We start from the raw sequence: 22942 nt of genomic DNA on the forward strand, positions 1-22942 counted from the left end.
CAGCGCTGCGCCGCAACAAGCGGAAAGGCCAAGGACCACACAGCAGAAGTAAATGAGTCTGGGCAGCAGCACGTCGGCAACGAGACCAGCACAGAGAAATGGCAACAGTGAGGTAGTCACTCATGGATCTTTTGGAAGCGATCGAGGCGAGGCACGCCATTCGCGCATATACGGACGAACCGGTTGCGGCGAATGCACTGACCGCACTGGAATCGGATATCGCGCGGTGGAATGAGGAAAGCGGTCTGCACATGCAGATCGGTGCCGGATTGGACGACGCGTTCTGCGGCCTGAAAACGCATTATGGGCGATTCCAAGGCGTGCATAACGCCATTGCGCTGATCTGCCCGGCCGCCGGTAGCGTGGCGGATAGCGAGGCCGCTTTGTCGCCCGAGGAAGCGGCGTTACAGGAACGAGTCGGCTATTACGGCGAAATGGCAGCGTTGAGAGCCGTGCAGCTGGGACTACAGACGTCATGGGCGGTATTGGACGGTGCCGCAGCGGCGGCAAATCCGTGGTGGACGCTGGCTGAAGGCGAAACCGCAGTATGGATGATCGCATTCGGCCATGGAGCGCGAGCTGCGGGCCGACGCCGCACAAAACCGATGGAAACGCTGGCGAGCGTACCGGGCGATGATTTGAGCCAGGCACCCGATTGGTTTACCGCCGGCATGGAAGCCGCGATGGCCGCACCGACCTCGCTCAGCCAGCAGCCATTCCATTTCACGCTGAACGATGACGGAACCGTGAGTGCCAAGGCCCTTGATGGCTTGTTCGCCCATGTGGGCCTCGGCACGGCAAAGTGCCACTTTGAGATCGGTGCCGCACCGCACCAAGTGGAGTGGCGTTAAGAGCCTCCGTTCAGCGCGGCGCAATGCGGCATGAAGGCCCACAACGCGACACGCCGAAAACCGCTCTGATTTGCGTCTCAGCCGGAAGCAGTGCTAAGTTATCCACTTGTCTGCGAGTGTGGCGGAATGGTAGACGCGCTGTCTTCAGGTGGCAGTGAGTGTATGCTCGTGGGGGTTCAACTCCCCCCACTCGCACGCAGAATGAAACCCCGGAATCCTTGAATTGCAAGGCTTCCGGGGTTTTCTCGTATATGACGAACGCTGAAAAATATGACAGAAATATGACACGCACGTGAGGCCGTCATATTCACGGCTGGGGTTATAGGCCAGAGTTAAGGATCAAAACAACAAAATTAAAGAACCCCGGTGGGCAGGCCACCGGGGCGAGAAAGGAGAGAGAAGAAGAAAGGGGTTCAATTGTCGGGAACTGCTGCGGCTCCTGGCCAGCGTTTTTGCTGACATGATTTATATAACCATCGGTTTCTGCATCTAACTCTAAATTTGTCTGAGAATAAGCTGAGAATCGGTCGCCTTCCACGTCTCCACACGAAAAGCTAGACTAGGCATCAGTTACTGAATCAAGGAGTTTGCTTTATGCTGCTGTCTGACCGCGACATTCTCGCCGCCCAGTCCGCCGGCCACATTTCGCTGGAGCCGTGGACCCCTGAAATGGTGCAGCCCGCTTCCATCGACGTTCGTTTGGACCGTTATTTCCGCCTGTTCAACAACCACGCCTACACCTACGTGGATCCGGCGGAAAATCAGGGCGCGCTGACCGAACAGTTCGAGGTCGGCCCCGACGAACCGTGGATCCTCCATCCCGGCGAATTCGCGCTCGGCTCCACGTGGGAGTATGTCAAGCTCGACCCCACCATCGCCGCACGACTGGAAGGCAAAAGCTCCTTGGGTCGCTTGGGAATCCTGACCCACTCGACCGCCGGCTTCATCGACCCCGGTTTCGAGGGGCACATCACGTTGGAGCTTTCCAACGTCTCGACGTTGCCGGTCAAACTGTGGCCCGGCATGAAAATCGGCCAGATGTGCTTCTTCCAGCTCAGCTCGCCCGCCGAACATCCTTACGGATCGTCCGGCACAGGCTCGCACTATCAGGGTCAGCGAGGCCCGACACCCAGCCGTTCGTACGAACGCTTCTATCGCGCACATATCGACGACTGATTCGCGGTGTCGTTTCGTCCATTCGTTTCGTTTCGCTTACTTACCTTGCCGGTGACGCCCGGCTGTATGCCGATGATTCGGTTTTTGAGGAGATGTGATGACTAATAGCGACGGTGGCTTTGAATTTGATTTTCAGCACCATGAACAACCTGCTAAGCCTGTGGTGCCGCCGATTCCGGGGCAGATGCAGATAGGCCAGCCCATCCCCGTCAACGGGCAGACGCAAGCCGTGCCGTTTGCGCAGCCGCCGCAAGCGACGGCGTCTCCGGTCGCCTCTCCCAGCACCTCCACGTGGGGAACGCAGCCGCTGCATACAGCTGACCTTGCATCCGGCGCAACGGTTCAGCCCGCATGGTCACAGACCGCGCAGCCCACGCAAGCTATGGCACCCCAATCGTTCACGCCTTCCGTACCGCAGCCAACCAGCGCGCCGGCAGTGTCTTCCGCTCCGGTTGCGGCCGCTCCCGGCCAGCAGCAGTACGTGTGGGATCAGGCGACGCAAAGCTTCCACCCGATCGCAGCCCAGCCCGCAGCGCAACCCGCTACCCAGCCGTTCACACCGCAGACTACCGTCCAGCCCGCGCAGCCGACGGCACCTTTAGCGACTGCGAACGAAGCAACCGCCGCCGAAGCTACGGAAGTATTCTCCCCCATCGCGCCGCACCCGGCCACCACCCCGTCACAGGCAGGGCCTGCGGCAAACGCATTCCCTGAGGCATTCCCGGAAACGCAAGCCACTCAGGCCTTCGCATCCCCGACGGCCTTCCCCAGCGCCGATAACGCCGCGTCGCCCGCCGCGTTCCCTGCCGCAGAAGGGGCCACCGCGGTCATGCCTGGAATCGCCTCGCCGACGACCGCATCCCCCCTGTCCGCCCCGGCTCCAGCCCCGGATGAAGCCGCCACGCAGGTATTCCAGCCGGCAACCGATCTGCCGGCCCGTTCCGGTCTTTCGACATCCGGGCTGTCCGCATCGGCTGCACAGCCGGCCACGCTGCCCCCGGCCATCGCCCCGCTTGATGAGATGGCGAATGAATTCGGCGAGGACGACAACGAATCGGCCGAGTCCGGTTCCGGTCATCACGGCAAGTCAGGCAAGCCCAACACCGGCAAAATCATCGGCATCGCAGCGGCGGTGATCGTCGTCCTCGCCTTGATCGGCGGCGGCCTGTTCTGGTGGCATGCCAACGGCACCAAGGTGAGTCAGGCGACGGCACTGGCGGAATGCAAGGCAACCGCCAAGCAGTACGACAAGGCCAAGGCCAAGCTGACCACCGCCATCACCAACGGCCAGGCCGCCGCACAGACCTCTTCCAGCGAAGTGGCCGACACCAGCACGATCACCACGCTGAATCAAGCCCTGCAGGATGCGGCGAACCCGGCGGATACCGGCTCGTGCGAATCGTCGCTGAGCGCGGACGAGCTGAAGAGCCAGACCACTGATATGAAGAGCCAGATCAGCGATGTCACCGACCAGACGGACGCCATCAACAACGCCACCAAGGCCGTCACCGCGTCGAAGAGCACCGCCGAGACGGACAAAATGAAGACGACCCTGACCTCGGCCATCGCCGCGGCTCAGGGCATTCTCGACAACTCCAACGGCAGCGTCGCGGACGAAAACACGCGCACCACGCTGCAAAGCGCCATCGACGCGGCCAATACGCTGGCGAACAGCTCCAACCCGAGCCAGTCCGCGGTGACCGACGCCATCACCAAGCTGCAGTCGGCTCAGGAGGCCGTCACCAATTCCGTGCAGGCCAAGCAGCAGAGCGACGCGGCCAAGGCCGCCGCAGACGCTGCAAAGCAGGCCGCCGAAGACGCCGCCAAGAAGGCTCAGGAACAGGCGCAGCAGAATCAGCAGTCGCAATCGGGGTCCGGCTCAGACTCGAACTCGGGCTCGCAGGACAGCTCGGACAGCCAGTCCGAGAAGTGACTCTCGCAAGGGAGACTCCGGACCGGTACCGCGACGGTAATGTCGCCAATGGCACCTTTCATAATCGACACCGTCACCCTCTCAGCGTACGTTTCTCCAGACTACAGTTGGTCATTTCTGGAAGAACGTACGCTCAGCAGCCGTCAGCGTACGTTTTTCCAGATGAGGGGTGATCTAGTCTGGAAGAACGTACACGGAAAGAAGTGTGACGCACGAACTGATGAGCCGTTTTGCTGGGTGACTGTTTGTCCGTAATCTGCTGACGACCGAGGGCCTACGTCCGTCAACGAAAGTAGGCCCTCACACCATGAGAAACGCTCCTTGACACAGTAGTCAAGGAGCGTTTTTCATCTTACGTAAGGCGGCGGGCGGGAAATACAGGGTCCGTCTACGGCCTAATCAACCGCATTCAACTCAGCCGCATCAACCACACCCCACACACCGGCGGCCCACCTCACCGGCCTACCGGCGGGCGGCCATGGCGCGCAACACCACCTTGCGAATCTCGGAGGCGACGAGCACGAACGCAGCCAAGCCAATGCATTCCAGCCAAGCCAGCGGACCCAGCGGCGTGGTGCCGAACGCGGAGTTCAGGAACGGCACGTAGATCACGACAAGCTGCAGCGCGATGGACAGACCGATCGCACCCCACAGCCACTTGTTCGAGAACAGGCCGACGAACACGGACTGCAGGTGGGAGCGGGAGGCCAGCGCGTTGAACAGCTGGGCGAACACCAGAATCGTGAAGCCCATGGTACGGGCCTCGGTCATCTGCGCCTCGTGACCGAGCGCATCCACCGAGCGGTCGGTGAACAGACCGCCGGCCAGATGCATGTCCATGCCGATCAGGGTCACGACGGCCATAATCACGCCGATGTAGATGATGTCACCCCACATGGAGGCGTCGATCACACGATCGGTCACCTTGCGCGGACGACGGTTCATCACGTCCTCGGTCTGCGGGTCCACGCCCATGGCGAGGGCCGGCGCAGCGTCGGTGAGCAGGTTGATCCACAGCAGCTGCGTGGCGAGCAGCGGCACGGTCACGCCCACGGTCTCCGGCTGGCGGATGCCGAGGAATCCGGCGAAGATCACACCGAGGAACACGGTGAAGACCTCGCCCACGTTGGAGCTCAGCAGGTAGCGCAGGAACTTGCGGATATTGTCGAAGATCACGCGGCCCTCGCGCACGGCAGCCACGATGGTGGAGAAGTTGTCGTCCGCCAAGATCATCTTGGCGCTCTGCTTGGTCACTTCGGTGCCGGTGATGCCCATGGCCACGCCGATATCCGCGGATTTGACGGCCGGAGCGTCGTTGACGCCGTCGCCGGTCATCGCCACGATATTGCCCTGCCGCTGCAACGACTCGACGATCTTCAGCTTGTGCTCGGGGGCGACTCGCGCGTACACGGAGACGTCCGCTGTGGCCTTGTCGAGCGCGGCCTCGTCGGCCAAGGCGTCCAGCTGATCGCCGGTCAGCGCCTTGCCGTCTTTGGCGATGATGCCGAGGTCGGAGGCGATGCGGGCGGCCGTCAGCGGGTGGTCGCCGGTAATCATCACCGTACGGATGCCGGCGCGATGCGCTTCGGCCACGGAATCGCGGACCTCGGTGCGCGGCGGGTCGATGATGCCGACCATGCCGTTCCAGATAAGGTCATGCTCGATCACCTCGGCCTGATCGGCGATGTCGGTCACCTGACCGGCGGCATTGGACTGGATGCCCGGCACCTCGGAGAGGTTCGAGGTGCCCAGCGGACGATACGCCTGGCCGAGCGTGCGGTAGGCCTCGGAGGAGAGGCGCTCCACGGTGGCCAGAATCGTCTGGCGATCGCCCTCGGTCAGCGGACGGACCTGCCCGCCGACGGCGATGCGCTTGCAGTAGCTCAGCAGCACGTCCGGCGCACCTTTGGCGAATACCGTAAGCTTGCCGCCTTCAGTGGCGTCCGCCGCGATGATGGACATGCGCTTTCGTTCCGAGGTGAACGGCACCTCGGCCACACGGTTGAAGCGATCGTAACCGCGCAAAGCGTCGGTTTTGCGGGCCGCGACGATCAGCGAGACTTCGGTCGGGTCGCCCACGATCTCCCAACGTCCGTTCTCCTGGCGCAGGTCACCGTCGTTCGCCAGCGCGCCGGCCGCCAACGTATCGATCACTTCGGTGCGCAGGGCCGGATTCGCGTCCAGACCGGAGCCGTCGATGCCGACCATCTTGCCTTCCGGCGCGTACCCGGTGCCGGTGATCTGCACCTCGCCGGACGGTGTCACCACACGTTCGACGGTCATCTCGTTACGGGTCAGGGTGCCGGTTTTGTCCGAGCAGATCACGGATGCGGAGCCGAGGGTTTCCACGGAATGCAGCTTCTTGACGATGGCGTTATGCGCAGCCATACGCTGCACGCCGAGAGCCAGCACCACGGTAAGAATGGCAGCCAGACCTTCCGGCACGGCGGCCACGGCCAGCGAGACGGCGAGCAGCAGGGAGTCGATCACATCCTGCGTATCGTTGAAGCCTTCCAGCACGGCGAGCGCCACCAGCACCACGACGGCGATGATGCACACCGCGATGCCCAGAATCTTGGAGACGTAATCCATCTCCTTCTGCAACGGGGTCTTCTCGTCTTCGGTGGCGGACAGCATATCCGCGATCTTGCCGACCTGCGTATTCATACCAGTGCCGGTTACGATGGCGCGACCGGTACCTTGCGTTACGGAGGTGCCGTTGAAAATCATGTTGGCGCGGTCGCCCAGAGCCTTCGCTTCGGTAAGCGTCTCCGGCTTCTTGCCGACCGGCACGGATTCGCCGGTCAGCGAAGCCTCGGCGATGCGCAGGCTGGCGGCGTTGATCAAACGACCGTCGGCAGACACCGAATCGCCTTCGGCCAGCACGACGATATCGCCGGGAACCACGTCAGCGGTGTTGATACGCTGCACCTTGCCGTCGCGCAACACGGAGGTCTGCGGCGCGGTCATTTGCGCGAGCGCTTCCACCGCCGCCTCCGCCTTGGCCTCCTGCATATAGCCGAGCACCGCGTTGACGATCAGGATGAGGATGATCACGATGGCGTCGAACGGCAACGCCTCGCCGCCCTCCGCTCCCGGATGGGCATTGGCTTTCTCGATGAACCATGCGATTACCGAAATAATGGTGGCGGCAATCAGCAGATACACCAACGGGTCCTGGAACTGGGCCAGGAACTTCTTCCACTTCGGCACGGGCGGCGCGCTGGCCAGCTCGTTCGGGCCGAATTGTTCGAGTCGACGGCGTGCTTCGGCCTCGCTCAGGCCCTGCGCCGGGTCCACGTTCAACGCGCGGGCCACGTCCTCGGCGCTGGTCAGACTCGGATCGGTATCCCCCAACAGCGCCTTCTGGGCGCGTACTTCCTCTGATTCCACCGCTTGCGCTTGCGTTTGCACTTGCGTCTGCGCAGACGTCGCGGTCTGAGGCGCGGCCTCATCCTTTGCGGTCGCGGATGCGGATTGATCATTGAGTCGATCAACCATAATTGTCTCCTTGGTATTGCCGCGGAGTAGTCAGCCCTGCATATCACGGCCTGATGCCGATGCGTGCGGCAGACCGGTTTCAGGTTCTCTCTCCCGACCGGCACCACCTTGCAGAGCTGCGCGGTTATGGGCACCGGCGCAACTGCTGCCGATGCGTACGATTGCCATTATTCCATAATGCAGTGGACTGGTCGCCGCACAGCGTAACGGTGTTTTGCCGGGTATTGGGGGTATGTGGTGTTGCGGTGGATCGGGGCCGGCGTACCCCGCATGGACCCGTTGTTGTAAAACGACAGGTGCGATTCACGCCGCACAAGCCACAAGCCACAAGCCACAAGCCACAAGCCACAAGCCACAAGCCACAAGCCACAAGCCACAAGCCACAAGCCAGTGGTAACACGACCCTATCTCGGTTACAAGGGGCTGATTACCGCTTGCTGGAACATCTATCTGCTCTACAAGGGGCTGCGACGGAACGATAACACCCATATTCGGCCCTATATGCCGACGCCGTTATGCCGTTTGGACGTGTGATTACATCACGATCAGCCCCTTGTAACGCAGATAGATGTTCCAGCAAGCGGAAATCAGCCCCTTGTAACGCGGAAAAGGCCCATGCACCCATGTATGCACCCTCTTTTGCTGTGCAGACCAGACGAAAAGCAACAACGGGGAGCCTATTCAAGGGATTGCGTCACAACGGTATGTTCCACGACGCGTTTCACGACGTTTCAGAGGTGCAATCTCTTGAATGCGTCATTAATACACACGCCATGGCATGGCGTCACGGAAAATCCGGCGCGACACCCCAAACTACTCGGCAACCTGCTCGCGCACATTGCGAGCCATCGCACGGTCGCGTGAGGCTTTGGTCACGCGCAGACCGCATGTTACGGCAATCAGCACCAGCGTGCAGGCGATCCAAAGCACACGCCCGCCGAAATCGCTGATCACCCAGCCGCCGATCATCGGAGCCAAGGCAATCGACAGCGACCACAGCACGTTATACACACCCTGATAGGTGCCGCGCGCAGAAGACGGTGCCATCGCAGCCACCGTGGTAGTAGCAATCGGGAAGGTGCCCAGCTCGCCAAGCGTCCACAACACCACCGCGAGCGCAAAACCCGCCCAGGAATCGGCCACGATCTGCACCGCATAGCCGATAACCGTCACCGCCAATCCGGCAACCAACACCCGCGAATTGCCCATGCGCGCGAAGATTTTCATCGCGGGGATCTGCAATGCGCACAGCATGAAGCCGTTGATGGTGAGCAGCACGGAATAGTCGCCCAGTCCCAGGCCAAGGTTGGTCATGGCGATGGGCAGGCCGGACGTGCTCTGGAAGTACACGAGGAAATAGCCGAACATCAGCACGGAGAAGGCGAGGAACGGCACGTCCGTAAGCACGCGACGCCAGCTCTCGCGCATAGATGGGGAAGAAGGGCTCGGCTTTTGCGCGGCAGGTTCGTCGGAGACGGTATTGCTTGAACCAGTGGGTGGGGTGGTTGATTCGCCGGGACCGATAGACGTGGTGGTTGAGGCGAGTGAGATGGCAGAGCCGTTCGAATCGTGCGACAGGGCCTGACCACTACCATCACCGCGAGCCCCAGCTGCATTGTCGTCGTCAGGCACCGCAGTCCGAGCCGAATGTGCGACGGCCACCGGCACCGCAATCCCCAGATGCTTGACCTCGCGGAAGAACGCCACCAGCAACGCCGTAACGCCGATCATCACCGCCGCTTCGACGTAGAACATCAGCGAATACGAGACTTTGACGAGCTGATTGGCCGCGATCGGACCGATCGCGTAACCGAAGTTGATCGCCCACGACTGCAAGACATACGCGCGCTGCTGACGCTGGACCGGCACCACGTCGGCGATGTATGCGGCAATCGCCGGGCTGGGCAGCGAGGCGAACGCACCATAGACGAACAGAGCCGCGCCGAGCCCGATCGGATGGACCAGTACCGAAACCACCAACAGGGCCGCGGCGGCACCGATTTCACCGATGACGATCATCGGTTGACGGCCGAACCGGTCGGAAAGCGTGCCGCCGAACAGGCATCCGACAATGGAGCCGAAGCCGTACATGGAGACGACCGTGCCGACCACGCCTTCGTTGATATGCAACGCGGAGACCAGATAAATGGAGAGGAACGATGTGACGAAGCGGCCCATCCACAGGATCAGAATGGCCAGCCATAATCCCCAGTACAACAGGGACAGTCCGAATATCTCGCGTTGCCGTTTCACCTGCAATACCTTACTCATATGCAGCGAGCGCGGAGGCGGGCGACGTTCTTCCCGCGCGCGCAACCCGCTCGTAGACCAAGCCGCATAGCCCATTCGCATAGCCCGTCCGCACAGCCCGTCCGCACAGCCCGTCCGCACAGCCCGCTCGCGCAACCCATTCGCACAACCCATTCGCAAGTCCCAGCCGCGCAGCATGCCCGCAAGCCCAACCCTTACCAACACAGCGCCGTTTGGCGCGGGGTGCTGGGAGAATGAACCCTATGGCTATGAAAAAAGGACCGACCAAGGGGTCGGGTGGCAAGCATCGCAACAAGTTGAAGGGATACGGCCCCACTCCGAAGGCCGAGGACCGCGTCTATCACAAGGCATACAAGGCCAAGAAGGCGGTCGAACGTCGTCAGGCGGCAGACCCGCGTCTGGCGGCCCGCCGTCGCGTAGACAAGTTCGCCTCCGCGGATACCTCGGATCTGGTGTACGGCCGCAATTCCGTGGTGGAGGCGCTGCGCGTGGGCGTGCCCAGCTCCACGCTGTACATTCTGTCCCGCATCGAGCATGACGACCGCACCCGCGAGATCGTCAAGCTCGCCGGAGCCCACGGACTGCACATGATGGAGGCGGACCGTCTGGAGATGGACCGTATCGCCCGCTCCGGCAACCATCAGGGCGTGATTCTGAAGGTGGACCCGTATCAGTACTCCTCGCTGCATGAGCTGGTGGAGCGTGCCGAGAAGAAGGCGAAGGCCATGGAGGCGGCAAATTCCGCGGCCGCTCGTATCGCCGCACGTCCGCTGTTCATCGCTTTGGATGGTGTGACCGATCCGCAGAATCTCGGTGCCGTGATTCGTTCGGCCGCCGCATTCGGCGCCAACGGTGTGATTCTGCCGGAACGTCGTTCCGCTTCGGTGAACGCCGCCGCGTGGAAGGTGTCCGCCGGCGCCGCCGCTCACATGCCGGTGGCTCGCGTGGTGAACCTGACCAAGGCGATCGAAGGCCTGAAGGAACGCGGCTACTACGTGGTGGGCCTCGACGGCGGCGGCGACAAGCTCGTCGGCGAGACCGGCTTTGAAACCGACCCGCTGCTGGTGGTGCTCGGCTCGGAAGGCAGCGGCCTGAGCCGACTGGTACGCGAGGCTTGCGATGCGATCGCCGGCATTCCGATCAGCTCGACCGTTGAGTCGCTGAACGCTTCGGTGGCGGCCGGCATCAGCCTGTACGCCGTGGCCAACGCACGCCGCAAGGCCGCGTAAGGCTATAAACATACGAAATAACGGCAGTAGGCCGGCACTGTGAAAGCCCTTGATAGGGACACAGTGCCGGCCTACTGCCGTTGTGCTGTATCCGGCCCACCCAACTCAGTCCTTGGACCAGAGGGCGTAGAGGGTGCCGTCGCGGTCGATCGGGATGAGGCTCTTGCCGTAGGCATCGAAGCCGAAGGCGCTGCCGCCCGAGAACGTGCCGTTCTTGTTCGAGGCGAAGGCGTCGTTCTTCACGGTGGTCCAGCCTTGGAAGGTGTAGCCCGTACGGGTCGGGTTCTTCTTCGGCTTGGTCAGGTACTCACCGTCCGGAACCTGCTGCGTGCTGGGCATGCCCTCACCGAGCGAACCGCCATTAGGCTGGAACGTAATCGTCCGCTTCGTGCCTTCCTTCACCCACTTGGCATAGAGGGTGATGTCGGCCGTCACCAACGTGGGCTGATCGCCCGCGTCGCCCTTGAACACGAACTTCGTGGTCAAGTCGGCATCCGTATACCAGCCATCGAACGTGTATCCCTCGCGCTTCGGAGCGGGCGAAGGCTCCGTGGCGTAGGCGTCCGCGCCGTCATCCACCGTCTGCGTGGGCACTGAACCGTCCTCGCCGGTCGCCGGAGCGTCCTCATAGTTGAGGTCGAACGCGACCTTCCAGACCTTCACCCACTGTGCGTACAGTGTCAGGTCACCGGTCACCGGCTGAGAGCTGAAGTCGTACAGGTCATCCAGACCGTCCGCCTTCGTGCTCCAACCCGCCAGACGGTATCCGTCGCGCGTCATCTTGGGCGAGGTCATCGACGTGCCATTCTCCACATAGTTGGTGTCAACGGCATCGGTGCCATCGTTGTGGTGCAATGTCACGAGATGCACAGTCGTGCCCTTCTGCGTCCACTTCGCGTACAGCGTCAGGTTGCCGGTCACCGGAGTGCCGAACACATACGGGGTGTTGCCCGGCGTACCGTCCTCGGCGACATCCGTCACCCAGCTCACGAAGTCGTAGCCGGTACGGGTCGGGGCGGAAGTCGGTACGCTCACCGCATCGCCATATTCCACGGTCTGCGGCGCAACATCCGAGCCACCTTCGCCGGTCTCGAACGTCACCGTGTACGTCAGCTTCTGCCACACCGCGTACAGCGTGGTGTCGCCGGTTATCTGGGTACCGCCGCCGTTGCCGTCGTCGAACTGGAAATCAGCCACCTTGTTGCCCTTGGTTGTGCTCCAACCGAGCAACTTATACCCGTCGCGATGCCCGTCCGGGTTCTGGTTGCTGGCTGGCGCCGATACCGTGCCGCCGGTTCTTACGGTCTGCGAGTCGATACGCCAATCGAAGCCTGCATCGGAACCCGCATCGAACGTCACCACGTTCGCCTTCTCGTACTGGGCGTACAGCTTGAGGCGCTCGGTCACCGGAGTGCCACCCTCGCCGATAGTGAACGGATCATTGCCGTCCGCATCGGTGGTCCAGCCGGTGAGAATGTAGCCCTCGCGCTTCGGCACCTGACTGTCGGCGATCGGACGGACCGTACCGCCGTAGACCACGGCTTGCGGGCTGACGTTCCAATCGAAGCCGGTCTCGAACATCACTCCGAGCACCGACGGACGGTACGTGTAGATCGTCGGATCGCCGCTCACCAGCCAGATCTCGGCCGTGCCGGTCTCGTTCTGGCCGGCCGCCACCTGAATCGCGGACTCGGGGATCAGTCGGTCGTTGCCGTCCGGATCCTTGCTCATCCACGAATCGCCACCCTGCCGCAGGACGAATTCGGGCGTGCGGTTGCCCTTGGTCGGCTGGTTGAGCGTGTAGCGCGCGATCATGCCGTAGTCGTCATGCTCGGTGAACGAGACCGGGGAACCGGACTGCTCACCCGACCACATCCACAGATCCCAGCCCTTCCAGGCGTCCGTGTCGAGGTCGTACTCCTGGTAGTTGCCGTCGGCGCGCATGTAGTGCACGATCACGTTGAGCTGCTTCGGGTTCTTCACGTCGTTCGGCGTGGGCACGGAGGCCGGGTTACGCGATTCCTCGGACGAGTCGTACGACTTGCCGTCGGAGCCGTCCGCCCATGCTTCGATGGAGCCGCGCACCTTGGCTACCACGCTGCCTTCCTGCTTGTCGATTACGGAAGCCGCGTATGAGTCGTTTGTGCCGGCGACTGCGTCAGCGTCCACCGAGCCGTCCTCAGCGGCGACGATGCGATAGTTCACCGTGGTGAAGTCGCCGCCCAGCGTCGTGGTCATGCGCTTGCCGTACGAATCGGAGGTCTTGTCGAACGCATGGTACGTCTTGCCCAGCGCGTTGCCGTTCACGTCCGTACCCCAGACGACCACGCCGGTCGCCTTCTTCTGTGCGTCGGTGGACGCCTTGAAGTGCACGGTGAACGTGGTCTTGGCCGATGCGACGCACACGAACGGCACGCCGATCGTCTCGTCGTGGTTCTCGACCGCGGTAATGGCAGTACCGACCGCGTTCTCGTACAGCTTGGAGCCGCCTTCGTCTGAATAGCCGTCATGGTAATCCCACAGCGCACCGTCGGATCCGTTCGGATCGTTGGTGAACCGGTACTTGAGCCGCTTCGCCGTGGCGTCGGGGATGGTGGTCTTGTACCAACCGGCCGCCGCATCGCAGTCCGCGCCGTCACCGGAGACCTTCTCCATCTTCACTGGCTTGCCGTTGAGCAATGTGTCGCCGATCGCGTACTGGATATACACGTCGTTACCCCAGTCGGTGCTGGGCTTGTAGTAGATCGTAGCCGAACCGTCACCGATGCGATCGGTGTTGGCCTGATCGTCGTAGCCGGTGTCCGCGGTCTCGTAGCCGACCCAGTTGTCCGGCTTGTCGGCGGCCGCGTAGATGGCGACGGCGGATCGCTTGGCGATCGTCACGGACAGTTTGCCGTCCTTCACGGTCACCTTGTTGCAGGTCTTGCCGGACGTGTACACGTCGCAGTACTCGCCGTTGGGCAGGTTCGTCTGGTACGTCTCCTGATGCTCCTGCAACGTGTTGTTGATGGCGATGAAGCCTTGGTCTTTGCCGTTGGCGTCCTGGCGGGCGAAACCGATGTTGTTCGCGCCGTTGTGCTGCCAATTGCCGACCGTGGTGGTGCCGGCAACGGCGTTATGGAAGCCGATCATGCCGCGCACGGAGGCCCAACGCTGTTCGCACAGCCACTGCCCCTGTTCGCGGGTGCCGCTTGTCTTGCACGCCTCGTCGAAGTCCACATCGGTCACATGCGTGTCCGTGGTACCGTTCGGGCCGGCATCCGAGTTGCCGTCCGTGAAGTAGTAGTCGGAGATGAGCTTCGGCTTGCCGTAGTCGTAGGCGAGCATGAACGCGTTCGCGAGCTCGTAGCGCGAGCCTGAATCGACCGTCAGTGTCTCGGAGCCGCGCGCGGTATCCCAGTTGGTTACGAACACGGTGGCCTTGTCGCTCGGCAGCAAGCCGCTGCTGATGTTCTTCAGGTTGGAGATGTCGCCGTTGAAGTACTGCCGCAGCTGGTACGAGTAGGAGAATTCGGTGACGTCGCCGTTGGCCGTGTAATGCTTCGGCGCGAGCAGTTCCGATTCGCCCTGATGGTAGATGACCTCCTGCTGGAACGGGATATCGGCCGCCTTCATACCGATCTTCTGGGCGAGCTTGGCCTTGATGGCCTTCAGGTCGAGCGTGTCGATATGCTTCGCGGAGTCGATACGGAAGCCGCGCACGCCGAGGTTCCACAGTTTGGCGAGGTACTCGGCCTGAATGTTCTGCACACGGCTGGAACCGGTGTTGATGTCCCACATGGTCGACAGTCGGCAGTCCTGCACCTCGTCGGCATTGGTGTAGTCGGCGATGTTGGTGCGGCAGGAGTGGAAGTCGCCCGAGGCCAGTCCGTACTGATGGTTGTTGCCGCTTTCCTCGTACTGGTAGATGCCGATGCCCGGGTAACGGCCGTACGTGCCGTTGTAGGCGGTGCCGGCAACGCCGTACTGGTCGTCCACCCACGAGACATCATGACCGGACGTGTGGTTGAGCACCACGTCGGCGATGATCTGCACGCCTACGCTGTTGCACTCGGTGATCATGTTCTTCAGCTCGTCTTCGGTACCGAAGCGCGAGTTGAGCGAGTAGCTGATCGGCTGGTAGACCGTCCACCACTGGGTGCCCTGCACGGACTCCTCAGGCGGGGAGATCTGCACGTAGCCGACGCCTTCCGGCCCGTACGTGGACTTACATTCCTTGGCGATGGTGTTCCACGACTGCTGGAACGCGATCATCGTCACGTCGGATTGCGCCTTGGTCGGGTCGATGGTCTTGCCGGCTTTCTTGCTTGCGGCCTGCTGCGTGATGTTCGCGTCGATCTCATCGGCGACGGCAGCGGTTGTCGCGACCGCGCCGCCGAACGTCATGGCGGCGCCCAGCATCACCGCGAACAGCTTCGACGCCCCCTTGCGCAAGGACCGGCTCATCGTCGTCCTGGCCCGCCTGTTCAGGTGGGCCGGCTTCTCAGCGGACCGGGAGGCGGTCAAACCGCGCAATGCGGTATTCCGAGTCATCGGAGATCTCCCTTCTTGTCGCGCTTGCCTGCGGCGGCGAGCGTCTTGCGTCCGAAGAACACTCCGGACAGTGCGATGAACGTCATGCCGATCAGCAGGATGCGGGTCAGGCCTTCACCACCGGCTTGCGGCAGGGTTGGCACGGTGGTGTTGGTGATGACGTAACCCTGAGTCTGATCGCCAGTGATGATCGGCGGTCGGTAGCCGTCAATCGAAGACACCGGTACGTACTTGCCATCGCTGTTCTTGGCGACTTCACGCACCTCGTACTGCTTGTGCTTGCTGATCTCGGTGAACGTGTACGCCCAATTGTTGCCCTCGTTCAGCTCGACCGGGTCGCCGACGGCGGTCAGGCCATCGGTATTGGTGTTGTCGAACTGTGGCGCGGTCGTGACATCGGCGAACACGGCGGGCGTGGTGCTGACGTTCTTCTCGTAGAGCTGCACCCAGATGAACTTGGGGCGCTTTCTGTTCGCGTCGTTGTTGTCGTTCCACGCCTTGCGCACGTTGAGGTCGGTCTTGTCCGGCACGTTGCGGTTGCTCAGCGTGAAGGAGTACGCGTCTGGCTCGCCGGCGGCTGTGCTGCCGCCTTCGGACGGAGCCGATGTCGTCGGATACTGTGTGGTGTCCTTGAACGTCGCGCTGTAGTCGTCCACGGCCTCTTCAGTGACGGAGTAGCGCAGCAGCTTGCCGTTGCGATACTTCGGCAGCTTATTGAACGTGTATGTCCACGTCTCACCGGCCGCCGCCTTGGTTGCGTCAGATTGGTCCGCGTCGTTGTCGGCGGTCTGCGTTTTGTTGTCGGCAGTCAGCACGGCACAGCTCACGCCGACCAGCTTCTTGTCGGCAGTGTCCTTGCACTCGTCGCCCTGCGGCTCGGGCCAGCCGTTGGACTGGTCCCACAGGCTGGTCAGCAGCCAGACGGTTACCTTCCCGGGCCGCTGTCCGTTGAAGTTCTGGGCGTCGTCCCACACCTTGTTCACGGTTACGGACGTGGTTTCGGGTGTGTGCTTGTTGGTGATGGAGAACTGCTCGTTCGTGCCCTTGTCGGCGGCGGCCGGCGTCTCCGTGAAGGTGACGTTGCACTGGTCATCCTTCGGATCCGCCACCGAGCACACGCCGGAATCGTCGAAGCCGTTGTAATCGGCCACCGGCGTCTCCTTGACGGAGTACGTGTACTCGTAGCCGTACGCGTTATTCTTCGGCAGGTTCTCCAACGTCCACTTCCACGTGTTGCCTTCGGCGTTATTCGGAACCTTGAGCGTGGTGACGATCATGGTTTCGGAGTACTCCTCCGTCTCGCCGGTCGTGCTGCCGTCCTTCGGGTGCTTGCTGGTGCCGGTCACGGTCACCTGAATCGCCTCAGGACGCTTGCCGTCCTGGTTGTTGTTGTCATCCCAAGTCTTGGTCAGGTCGATGTTGCGCGCATCGGGCTGATGGATGTTGTACATCACCACGTCGTAGCCGTTGGCGTTCGGCGTCTTGACGATCGAGGCGTGGTATTCGTCCTTGTTGTCGCCGGACAGTACCTCGTCCACGGTGTATGTGATCTCGTTGCCCTTGCTGTCCTTGGCGTCCAGACCGGTCCAGTCGTGAGTCCAACCGTTGTCCTTATTCAGCTCGACGCTGTAGTCAGCGCCTTCCATCTTCTTGCCGTTCTTGTACAGCACAGCCGTTACGGTCACGCCTTCACGCAGTGCAGTGTTGCCACCGTCCTCCCAGCGCTTGGTGACGGACACGGCCGTATACGACTTGACCGCATCCTCAACGCGGACCACATTGCCGCCGCTGACCACCTCATCGACCACGACCTTGCCGTTCTCCACGGTGAACGTGATCGGCTTGGCGGCCACATCGTAGCCGTCCGGGGCCTTGGTTTCGGTGAGCTGGTACGTGCCGTTGGGCAGCTGGAACGTCTTCGGGCCGTCCGAGGAGGAGGTCCATGTGAGCGCTGCGCCGTTGTCGGCAACCGTCACGCCGGCGAGCTTCGTGAATGCGTCGGTGTCGAACGGTGCCGCGTCACCCTCGAACGTGGTGCCGGTCAGCTTGAAATCGGCACCGGCAAGTTCGGCCACGCCGGCCACGGCCGTCTTGGAGACGGTCACGTTGGTGGTGTTGAGCTCGTCGGTCATGGTGACGGTGTTGTTTTGGGCGGTGTCCTTGCCGACCTTCACCGTGCCGTCAAGGTTCACGGTGAAGGTGATGTCGCGCGCCGGCTGGTAGCCGGACGGCGCCTCGGCCTCGTGCAGCGTGTACGTGCCGGGGACGAGCGTGATCTCGCGCGGCTTGCCGGCGGAGGTCCACGGGATCGGCTTGATGGCCTCGCCGGCCAGCGTGGTGCCGGTGACGGTGAGCTTCGCGCCGGCGATCTCGCCCACGCCGCCGGTCAGGCTCACCTTGGAGATCTTCACGTCGGTGGTCTTATAGATATCGGTCATCACGATGACGTTGCCGTCCAGAGCATTGCCGTTCACGTCCTGTACGGACAGCGACTGGTCGGCATTACGCACGACTTTGAACGTGATCGGGTCGGCCACACGGTAGCCGGTCGGCGCCTTCAGCTCGGTGAGCGTGTACGTGCCAGGCTTCAGCTCGACTTCACGCGACTGCCCAGCCTCGCTGGTCCACTTTTCGGTGAACTTATTGCCGTCTTCATCCGTGCCGTCGATTTCCATCTCCGCGCCCTTGATCTCCTTGCCGCCGAGGTCGCGCTTGGAGACGCGAATCTTCGTATCGGTCGGATAGTGCGTGTTGGTGATGGTGATGCCGTCCGCGTCGGTTGCGGTGCCGCTGGTCGTCGCCGTGTAGCCCTTGGTCGGGTTGACTTCCTGCACAGTGTACGTGATGGGCGTGCCGTTCTCGTACTTCGGCAGGTCGGTGAACGTGCCCTTCCAGCTGCCGTCGGCCGTGATTTCCAGCGTCTTGCCGGTGGCGACACCGTTGGCATAAAGCTGCACAGTGATTTTGGTTGGTCGTAGACCGTCCTGGTTGTTGGCGTCGTTCCACACCTTGGTGACGGGCACGGAGACGGTTTCCGGCGTGTGCGTGTTGGTGAACGTGGTAGTCGTCACGCCGTCCGCTTCGGTTACCGGATCGGCGGTGGTCGTATAGTCGGCCTGCTCCTTCTCGGTGACCCTGTACGTGACGGTCCTGCCTCCCTCACGCACCGGCAGATCAGTCCATTCGACCACAGCTTGCACGGCCGGCGTACTTTCGTTGATCACCTTGTCCTGACCGGCAACAGACGTCCACGGACCGCCGCCCACGGACTTCTGCAGCTGGAACACGGCCGGCTGACGTTTGCCGTCACGGTTATTATCGTCGTTCCACACCTTGCGAGCGCGGATCGACGTGACATCCGAATGGTCGGTGACGGTCAGATGTTTGCCGTCGGCCGACGAGAACGGCTTGCCGTTGACGAGCACCGTACCGGAATTGGTCACGGTGACGGCGATCGGATCGACCGTCTGGTAACCGTCCGGAGCCGTGGTTTCGGTGAGCGTGTAGGAGCCGGGAGTAAGATCCGTGAACTCGATCGATTGGCCGTCGGCAGTCGTCTGCGTCTGGCTGACGAACGAGGCGTCACCGTTCTTGGTCAGCGTGAACGTGGCGCCGGCCAGCCAGTTGCCCTGTTCGTCCTTCTTGTCGAGTTTGAACGAGCCCTTCTTGGCGCTGGCGTTGCTCACCGACCACAGGTAGTTCTGCAGTGTCACATCGCGTGCGGCGGCGATGGTCAGCGGCGTACCGTTCACGGTTTTGCCTTGATAGAACGCGGCTTCATGACCACTGGGCTGACCGCCCGGGAATACGACGTACAGCGTGGCGGGGTTGTTCTTGTCGTACTGGTATCCGTCGGGACCTTCCGTTTCGGTCACACGGTAGATCGTGTCCGCGTTCAGACCGGTGGCGGTCGACGTGTAGCCCGTGGTGCCGGACTGCAACGTGCCGTTGACGGTCTCGTCCTTGGTTGAATCCGAATCCCAGTTACTCTTGCTCGCATCCATGTCCACGGTGAGTTTCTCGACCTTGAACTTTGCACCGTTGAGCGGCTTGGTGGCGTCGCCGTCGGCGTACTTGTAGATCTGCAGTGAGTACAGGTCGGAGCTGATGCCGCCCTGTGCGTCGATGACCTTGCCGGTCTGCGTGGTGGTCGCGGTGCCGCTGTTGTTCTCATAGCCGGCAAGCACGATCGTGTTGTTGCCGAGATCGCCGAACTCCTGCCCCGGTTTGAGCTGCACGGTGGCCTTGTAGGTGATTGTGATCGCGCGCGAATCGGGCACGGTGAACGTGATCGTCCGAGTGCTCGGATCGTACGCGTATGTCGCGCCGGCCACTTCGGCCTTGCTGTTCGTGTCGGCGATGACCACACTGTCCATACGCAGGGTGAGTGCCTCACCGAGTGTATCGGTGAGTGTCAGCGACTTTCCTTTGTTCAGGGTCGAGCCGCCCGGGTTCACGTTCACTGTGTAGTTGATGTTCGGCGCGGTCTTCTTGTCGTATGTGCCCTTCTTGGAGACCAGATTGCCGGGCTGGGCCCAGATGTCCGAATAATCCGGCCCCTGCGCTTCGCCGTCGATATGGATGGTGGCTTCGTTCTTGTACTGCAGCTTCTGGGCCAGCGCACCGGTGATGTCGGTGAACGTGGTGTCGTACTGGATGAGCAGCTCACCGCTTTGCGCCTTCTCGAACGCCTTGCTTCCTTTGGCGATGACAAACGTCAACGTGTGGTCGCCGTTGTCGGTGACGGTCACGCCATCGTACGTGTTGCCCTTGGAGTCCTTGGCCACCATCGAACCGGGGATATAGCTGTGGTCGCCGTAGTACTGCCAGTTGTTGTCGGGGGCCTTCTCCCCATGGGTCAACGTATCGGTGATGACCACGGACTGTGCGGTATCCGGAATGTCATGCACCTTGAGCTGCCAGCGCATGGTGTTCCGGCTCATCGGCGTACCATTGCCGTCGTTCTGGTTCGACAAGTTGGACTTGTCCATGTTGTCGGCCACCGGCGTATGACTATCCGTGGCCTCCTTCTTCACGAAGCGGGCCGTGTTGTAGAACGTGGTGCCGGTGGGTGCGCCGGGAAGCACAGTGGACGTGTACGAGATGTACAGCTTGGTGTCTTTCTTGATCTCGCCATTGAAGGTGATCGTGAAGGACTTGCGGTCGGCAGCGACCTTCTTGGTGACGCTGCCGTCGTACTCCTTGGTCAGCTTGCTATCGGTGTAGATCTTGATAGTGCTCGCGTCCGGGTCGAGCACCTGCCAGTCAGGCTTGACGTATCCGTCCTCGTGGTCCGCGCCGTCATCGTCGACGGTATCGGTCAGCACCTTGCCGGCCGGCAGATCATCCTTGGCCTTGAATGTGGTCAGCCATTGCAACGTCTTGTCTTCGTTTGCCTTACCGGTGTACTTCTTGTCCAAATCCACGGCGTCCTTGCCGATCGTCACCGTGCCGGTGCCGGGCAGTGCATTGCCCTTGCCGTCGCCGGGCGTTACGGTCACATCGTTCTTGACGGTGACTTTATCGCCGCTGCCGCTCTCGGGCACCTTCTCGACTTCAGTGGAATACGTGATTTTGTACTGCTGGTATGGATGCGTACCGTTGCTCGGCAACGTAGCCTTGCCGCTGACCAGATCGTCCCATTTCAATGTGGTCTCGTGCGGCTGCCAGTTGTCGTCGTAGTAGACGACCTTCACGTCACCGGTCGGGGCCTTGAGGTTGCTGCCGAGCGAATCCTTGATCGTTGTCGCGTTGGGCACTTCGGCGTCTGTGCCGGCGTTGACGGTGATCGTCCAGTTGACCACGGTGACCTGCACCGGCTTGCCGTCCTTGCCAAGTACCGGCTTGCCGTTCTCATCCGTCTTGTCGACGGTATTGGCCTTGCCGTTCTTTTTCACGGACCATTTGCTGTTCAGCCAGATACTCTGTTCAGTGGTCTGCTTTTTCGCATAATCGTCGCTGTAGTACTTGACCTTGTTTTTGACGAGGTCGGTACCAACGTTATCGGCGACTTGCTTGCGGTCGATTTTCACGCTGTAGCGCGCGTACAGCGCCTGACCATCGGTCATCTGGTCGATGTTGACATTGAATCCGTTGGGGATGGTGTCGGTCTGCTCCGTGTGTTCCCAGTTGCCGGTGTACTCCTACGTGCAGTTCGCATCGGTGTACAGCTTGAGTGAGTCCGGCACCAGATTGAGCAGTTCACCCATCGAATCTTCGAGCTTGACGTTCTTGTTGCTGCCTTTGGCATGCACTTCCACCACGAAATCGAATACGGTGGGGTCTTCGGTGGAAATGGCGCCGTTCTTCTGCGCCCACAGGCTGTGCTGCTCGTTCACGTTGACTTCCAGCTGCCCGATGCCCGGGAATTCGAAGCTGGCCTCGCCGCCGTTGTTGTCGCCCGTGGACGACTCGGTGATGGTGCCGTTGACGGTGACGTAGATCTTTTTGTTCGAGCCGGTATCGCTGCGGTTGAAGGTGGCCACGAGTTTATTGCCGTTGACGGTGAATGTGCCGCGCTCACCGCCGTCCTCGCCGTAGATGGTGTAGGTTTCGTTGGATTTGAAATTCAGGCCTTTCGGCAAATCGTAGGTGAATTGGTCGCCTTCTTGGATATCGACGCCGTTGGGCATCGTCCAATACAGCTTCATCTTGACCGGGTCACCGTAGTTCACCGTCATGCCGGTGGTGTACGGCTTGCCGTCGATGGTGATCACCGTGTCGTCTTTGAGGACCGGGGCCTGTGCGCTGCCGATTTCATACGTGGTTGCGGCTTGTGCGACTGGCACGCCCACGATGGCGGTAGCCAACAGCATGGCGATTATCACGAGCATTGATGCTAACGTTCGCAACAACGGGTAGACGGACTGTTGTCTGTTTTGAACGAACATCTTCTCTCCTACTATGGCACTACAGCTCTGGCACTACGTCATCGATTGATGCCATTGGGGCTTCTGTCATTCAGAATACGTTAAGCCATAGTCATGTTGCAAACGATTGCCATATATCAGCGTTTCTGCAATTACGGCCGATAAGGTGATTATCGCCCTGATTGTTCTTGCAGTTCTTTCATGAAAACGCACTGCAATTGCATACGCTTGCAATCTGGAGGGGGAGGGGGAAGTTCCTCGGTCTTTCTTTTTTTCGCGAATATGTACCACTGACGTTACCCCAGTGGTACATATTCGCGGAAGGCCGCGGAGGACGCAGGGAGAGGAATCCGTGACGAGAGCTTCAACGACGCAGGTTCCGACGACATCTCTAAGAGGTTTCCGTTTCCCCCAAGAACACCATCTCCCATCTCCTTTCTCCCCCATCTCTCCCCCTCCCCTCCCGAATATGTACCGCTGACGTTACCTCAGCGGTACATATTCGCGGGAGGCCGCGGGAGGATACGGAGGACGCAGGGAGAGGAGGACGAAGGAGGGGAGGAGAGGACGAGGGGAGGA

9 protein-coding genes and 1 tRNA gene are annotated in these 22942 nt (G+C 61.4%); 5 read left to right on the forward strand and 5 right to left on the reverse strand.

The annotated features are described in order from the left end of the window. The first annotated feature begins 122 nt into the window (after positions 1–122). From CUU80_RS10425 to CUU80_RS10440, 4 genes are all read left to right on the forward strand, one after another. A complete protein-coding gene (locus tag CUU80_RS10425) occupies positions 123–851 on the forward strand; it encodes a nitroreductase family protein (protein WP_100497272.1) in 729 nt (242 codons plus the stop codon). Between the two features lie 112 nt (positions 852–963). After that, a tRNA-Leu gene (locus tag CUU80_RS10430) sits at positions 964–1046 on the forward strand. Between the two features lie 399 nt (positions 1047–1445). Next, a complete protein-coding gene (gene dcd, locus CUU80_RS10435) occupies positions 1446–2027 on the forward strand; it encodes a dCTP deaminase (protein WP_100497273.1) in 582 nt (193 codons plus the stop codon). A 97-nt stretch (positions 2028–2124) separates the two neighbouring features. After that, the gene (locus tag CUU80_RS10440) at positions 2125–3960 is read left to right on the forward strand and encodes an FIVAR domain-containing protein (protein ID WP_100497274.1); all 1836 of its coding nucleotides are present in this window, start codon (positions 2125–2127) and stop codon (positions 3958–3960) included. A 462-nt stretch (positions 3961–4422) separates the two neighbouring features. Here CUU80_RS10440 and CUU80_RS10445 read toward each other — a convergent pair whose 3' ends face one another. Then, on the reverse strand, positions 4423–7461 hold the full coding sequence (locus CUU80_RS10445) for a cation-translocating P-type ATPase (protein WP_100497275.1): 3039 nt from the start codon (positions 7459–7461) through the stop codon (positions 4423–4425). An 813-nt stretch (positions 7462–8274) separates the two neighbouring features. Then, positions 8275–9714, reverse strand: coding sequence for an MDR family MFS transporter (locus CUU80_RS10455; RefSeq protein ID WP_243388736.1), 1440 nt, complete (start codon positions 9712–9714; stop codon positions 8275–8277). 260 nt (positions 9715–9974) lie between these two features. Here CUU80_RS10455 and rlmB point away from each other — a divergent pair, with 260 nt between their 5' ends. Further along, positions 9975–10961 carry a 23S rRNA (guanosine(2251)-2'-O)-methyltransferase RlmB gene (gene rlmB, locus CUU80_RS10460; RefSeq protein ID WP_100497278.1) on the forward strand — a complete coding sequence of 329 codons (987 nt, stop codon included), beginning with the start codon at positions 9975–9977 and terminating at the stop codon, positions 10959–10961. A 105-nt stretch (positions 10962–11066) separates the two neighbouring features. On the opposite strand, the gene CUU80_RS10465 is transcribed toward rlmB, so the two are convergent. The 3 genes from CUU80_RS10465 to CUU80_RS10475 form a co-directional block, all read right to left on the reverse strand. After that, entirely contained in the window at positions 11067–15494 is a 4428-nt protein-coding gene (locus CUU80_RS10465; RefSeq protein ID WP_100497279.1) for an InlB B-repeat-containing protein, read from the reverse strand. Beyond that, entirely contained in the window at positions 15491–21562 is a 6072-nt protein-coding gene (locus CUU80_RS10470) for a Cna B-type domain-containing protein (RefSeq protein WP_100497280.1), read from the reverse strand. The genes CUU80_RS10465 and CUU80_RS10470 overlap by 4 nt, the downstream gene beginning before the upstream one ends. 75 nt (positions 21563–21637) lie before the next feature. Then, positions 21638–22327 carry an Ig-like domain-containing protein gene (locus CUU80_RS10475; protein ID WP_133119423.1) on the reverse strand — a complete coding sequence of 230 codons (690 nt, stop codon included), beginning with the start codon at positions 22325–22327 and terminating at the stop codon, positions 21638–21640. Positions 22328–22942 lie beyond the last annotated feature (615 nt).

This window comes from Bifidobacterium scaligerum, from assembly GCF_002802865.1.
Taxonomy (GTDB): domain Bacteria; phylum Actinomycetota; class Actinomycetes; order Actinomycetales; family Bifidobacteriaceae; genus Bifidobacterium; species Bifidobacterium scaligerum.

Coding starts and splice junctions, on each gene's coding strand:
- CUU80_RS10440 (WP_100497274.1), top strand. CDS start 2,125: ATGACTAATAGCGACGGTGGCTTTGAATTTGATTTTCAGCACCATGAA.
- CUU80_RS10475 (WP_133119423.1), bottom strand. CDS start 22,327: ATGCTCGTGATAATCGCCATGCTGTTGGCTACCGCCATCGTGGGCGTG.
- CUU80_RS10425 (WP_100497272.1), top strand. CDS start 123: ATGGATCTTTTGGAAGCGATCGAGGCGAGGCACGCCATTCGCGCATAT.
- rlmB (WP_100497278.1), top strand. CDS start 9,975: ATGGCTATGAAAAAAGGACCGACCAAGGGGTCGGGTGGCAAGCATCGC.
- CUU80_RS10465 (WP_100497279.1), bottom strand. CDS start 15,494: ATGACTCGGAATACCGCATTGCGCGGTTTGACCGCCTCCCGGTCCGCT.
- dcd (WP_100497273.1), top strand. CDS start 1,446: ATGCTGCTGTCTGACCGCGACATTCTCGCCGCCCAGTCCGCCGGCCAC.
- CUU80_RS10445 (WP_100497275.1), bottom strand. CDS start 7,461: ATGGTTGATCGACTCAATGATCAATCCGCATCCGCGACCGCAAAGGAT.
- CUU80_RS10470 (WP_100497280.1), bottom strand. CDS start 21,562: ATGACCGATGGTCAGGCGCTGTACGCGCGCTACAGCGTGAAAATCGAC.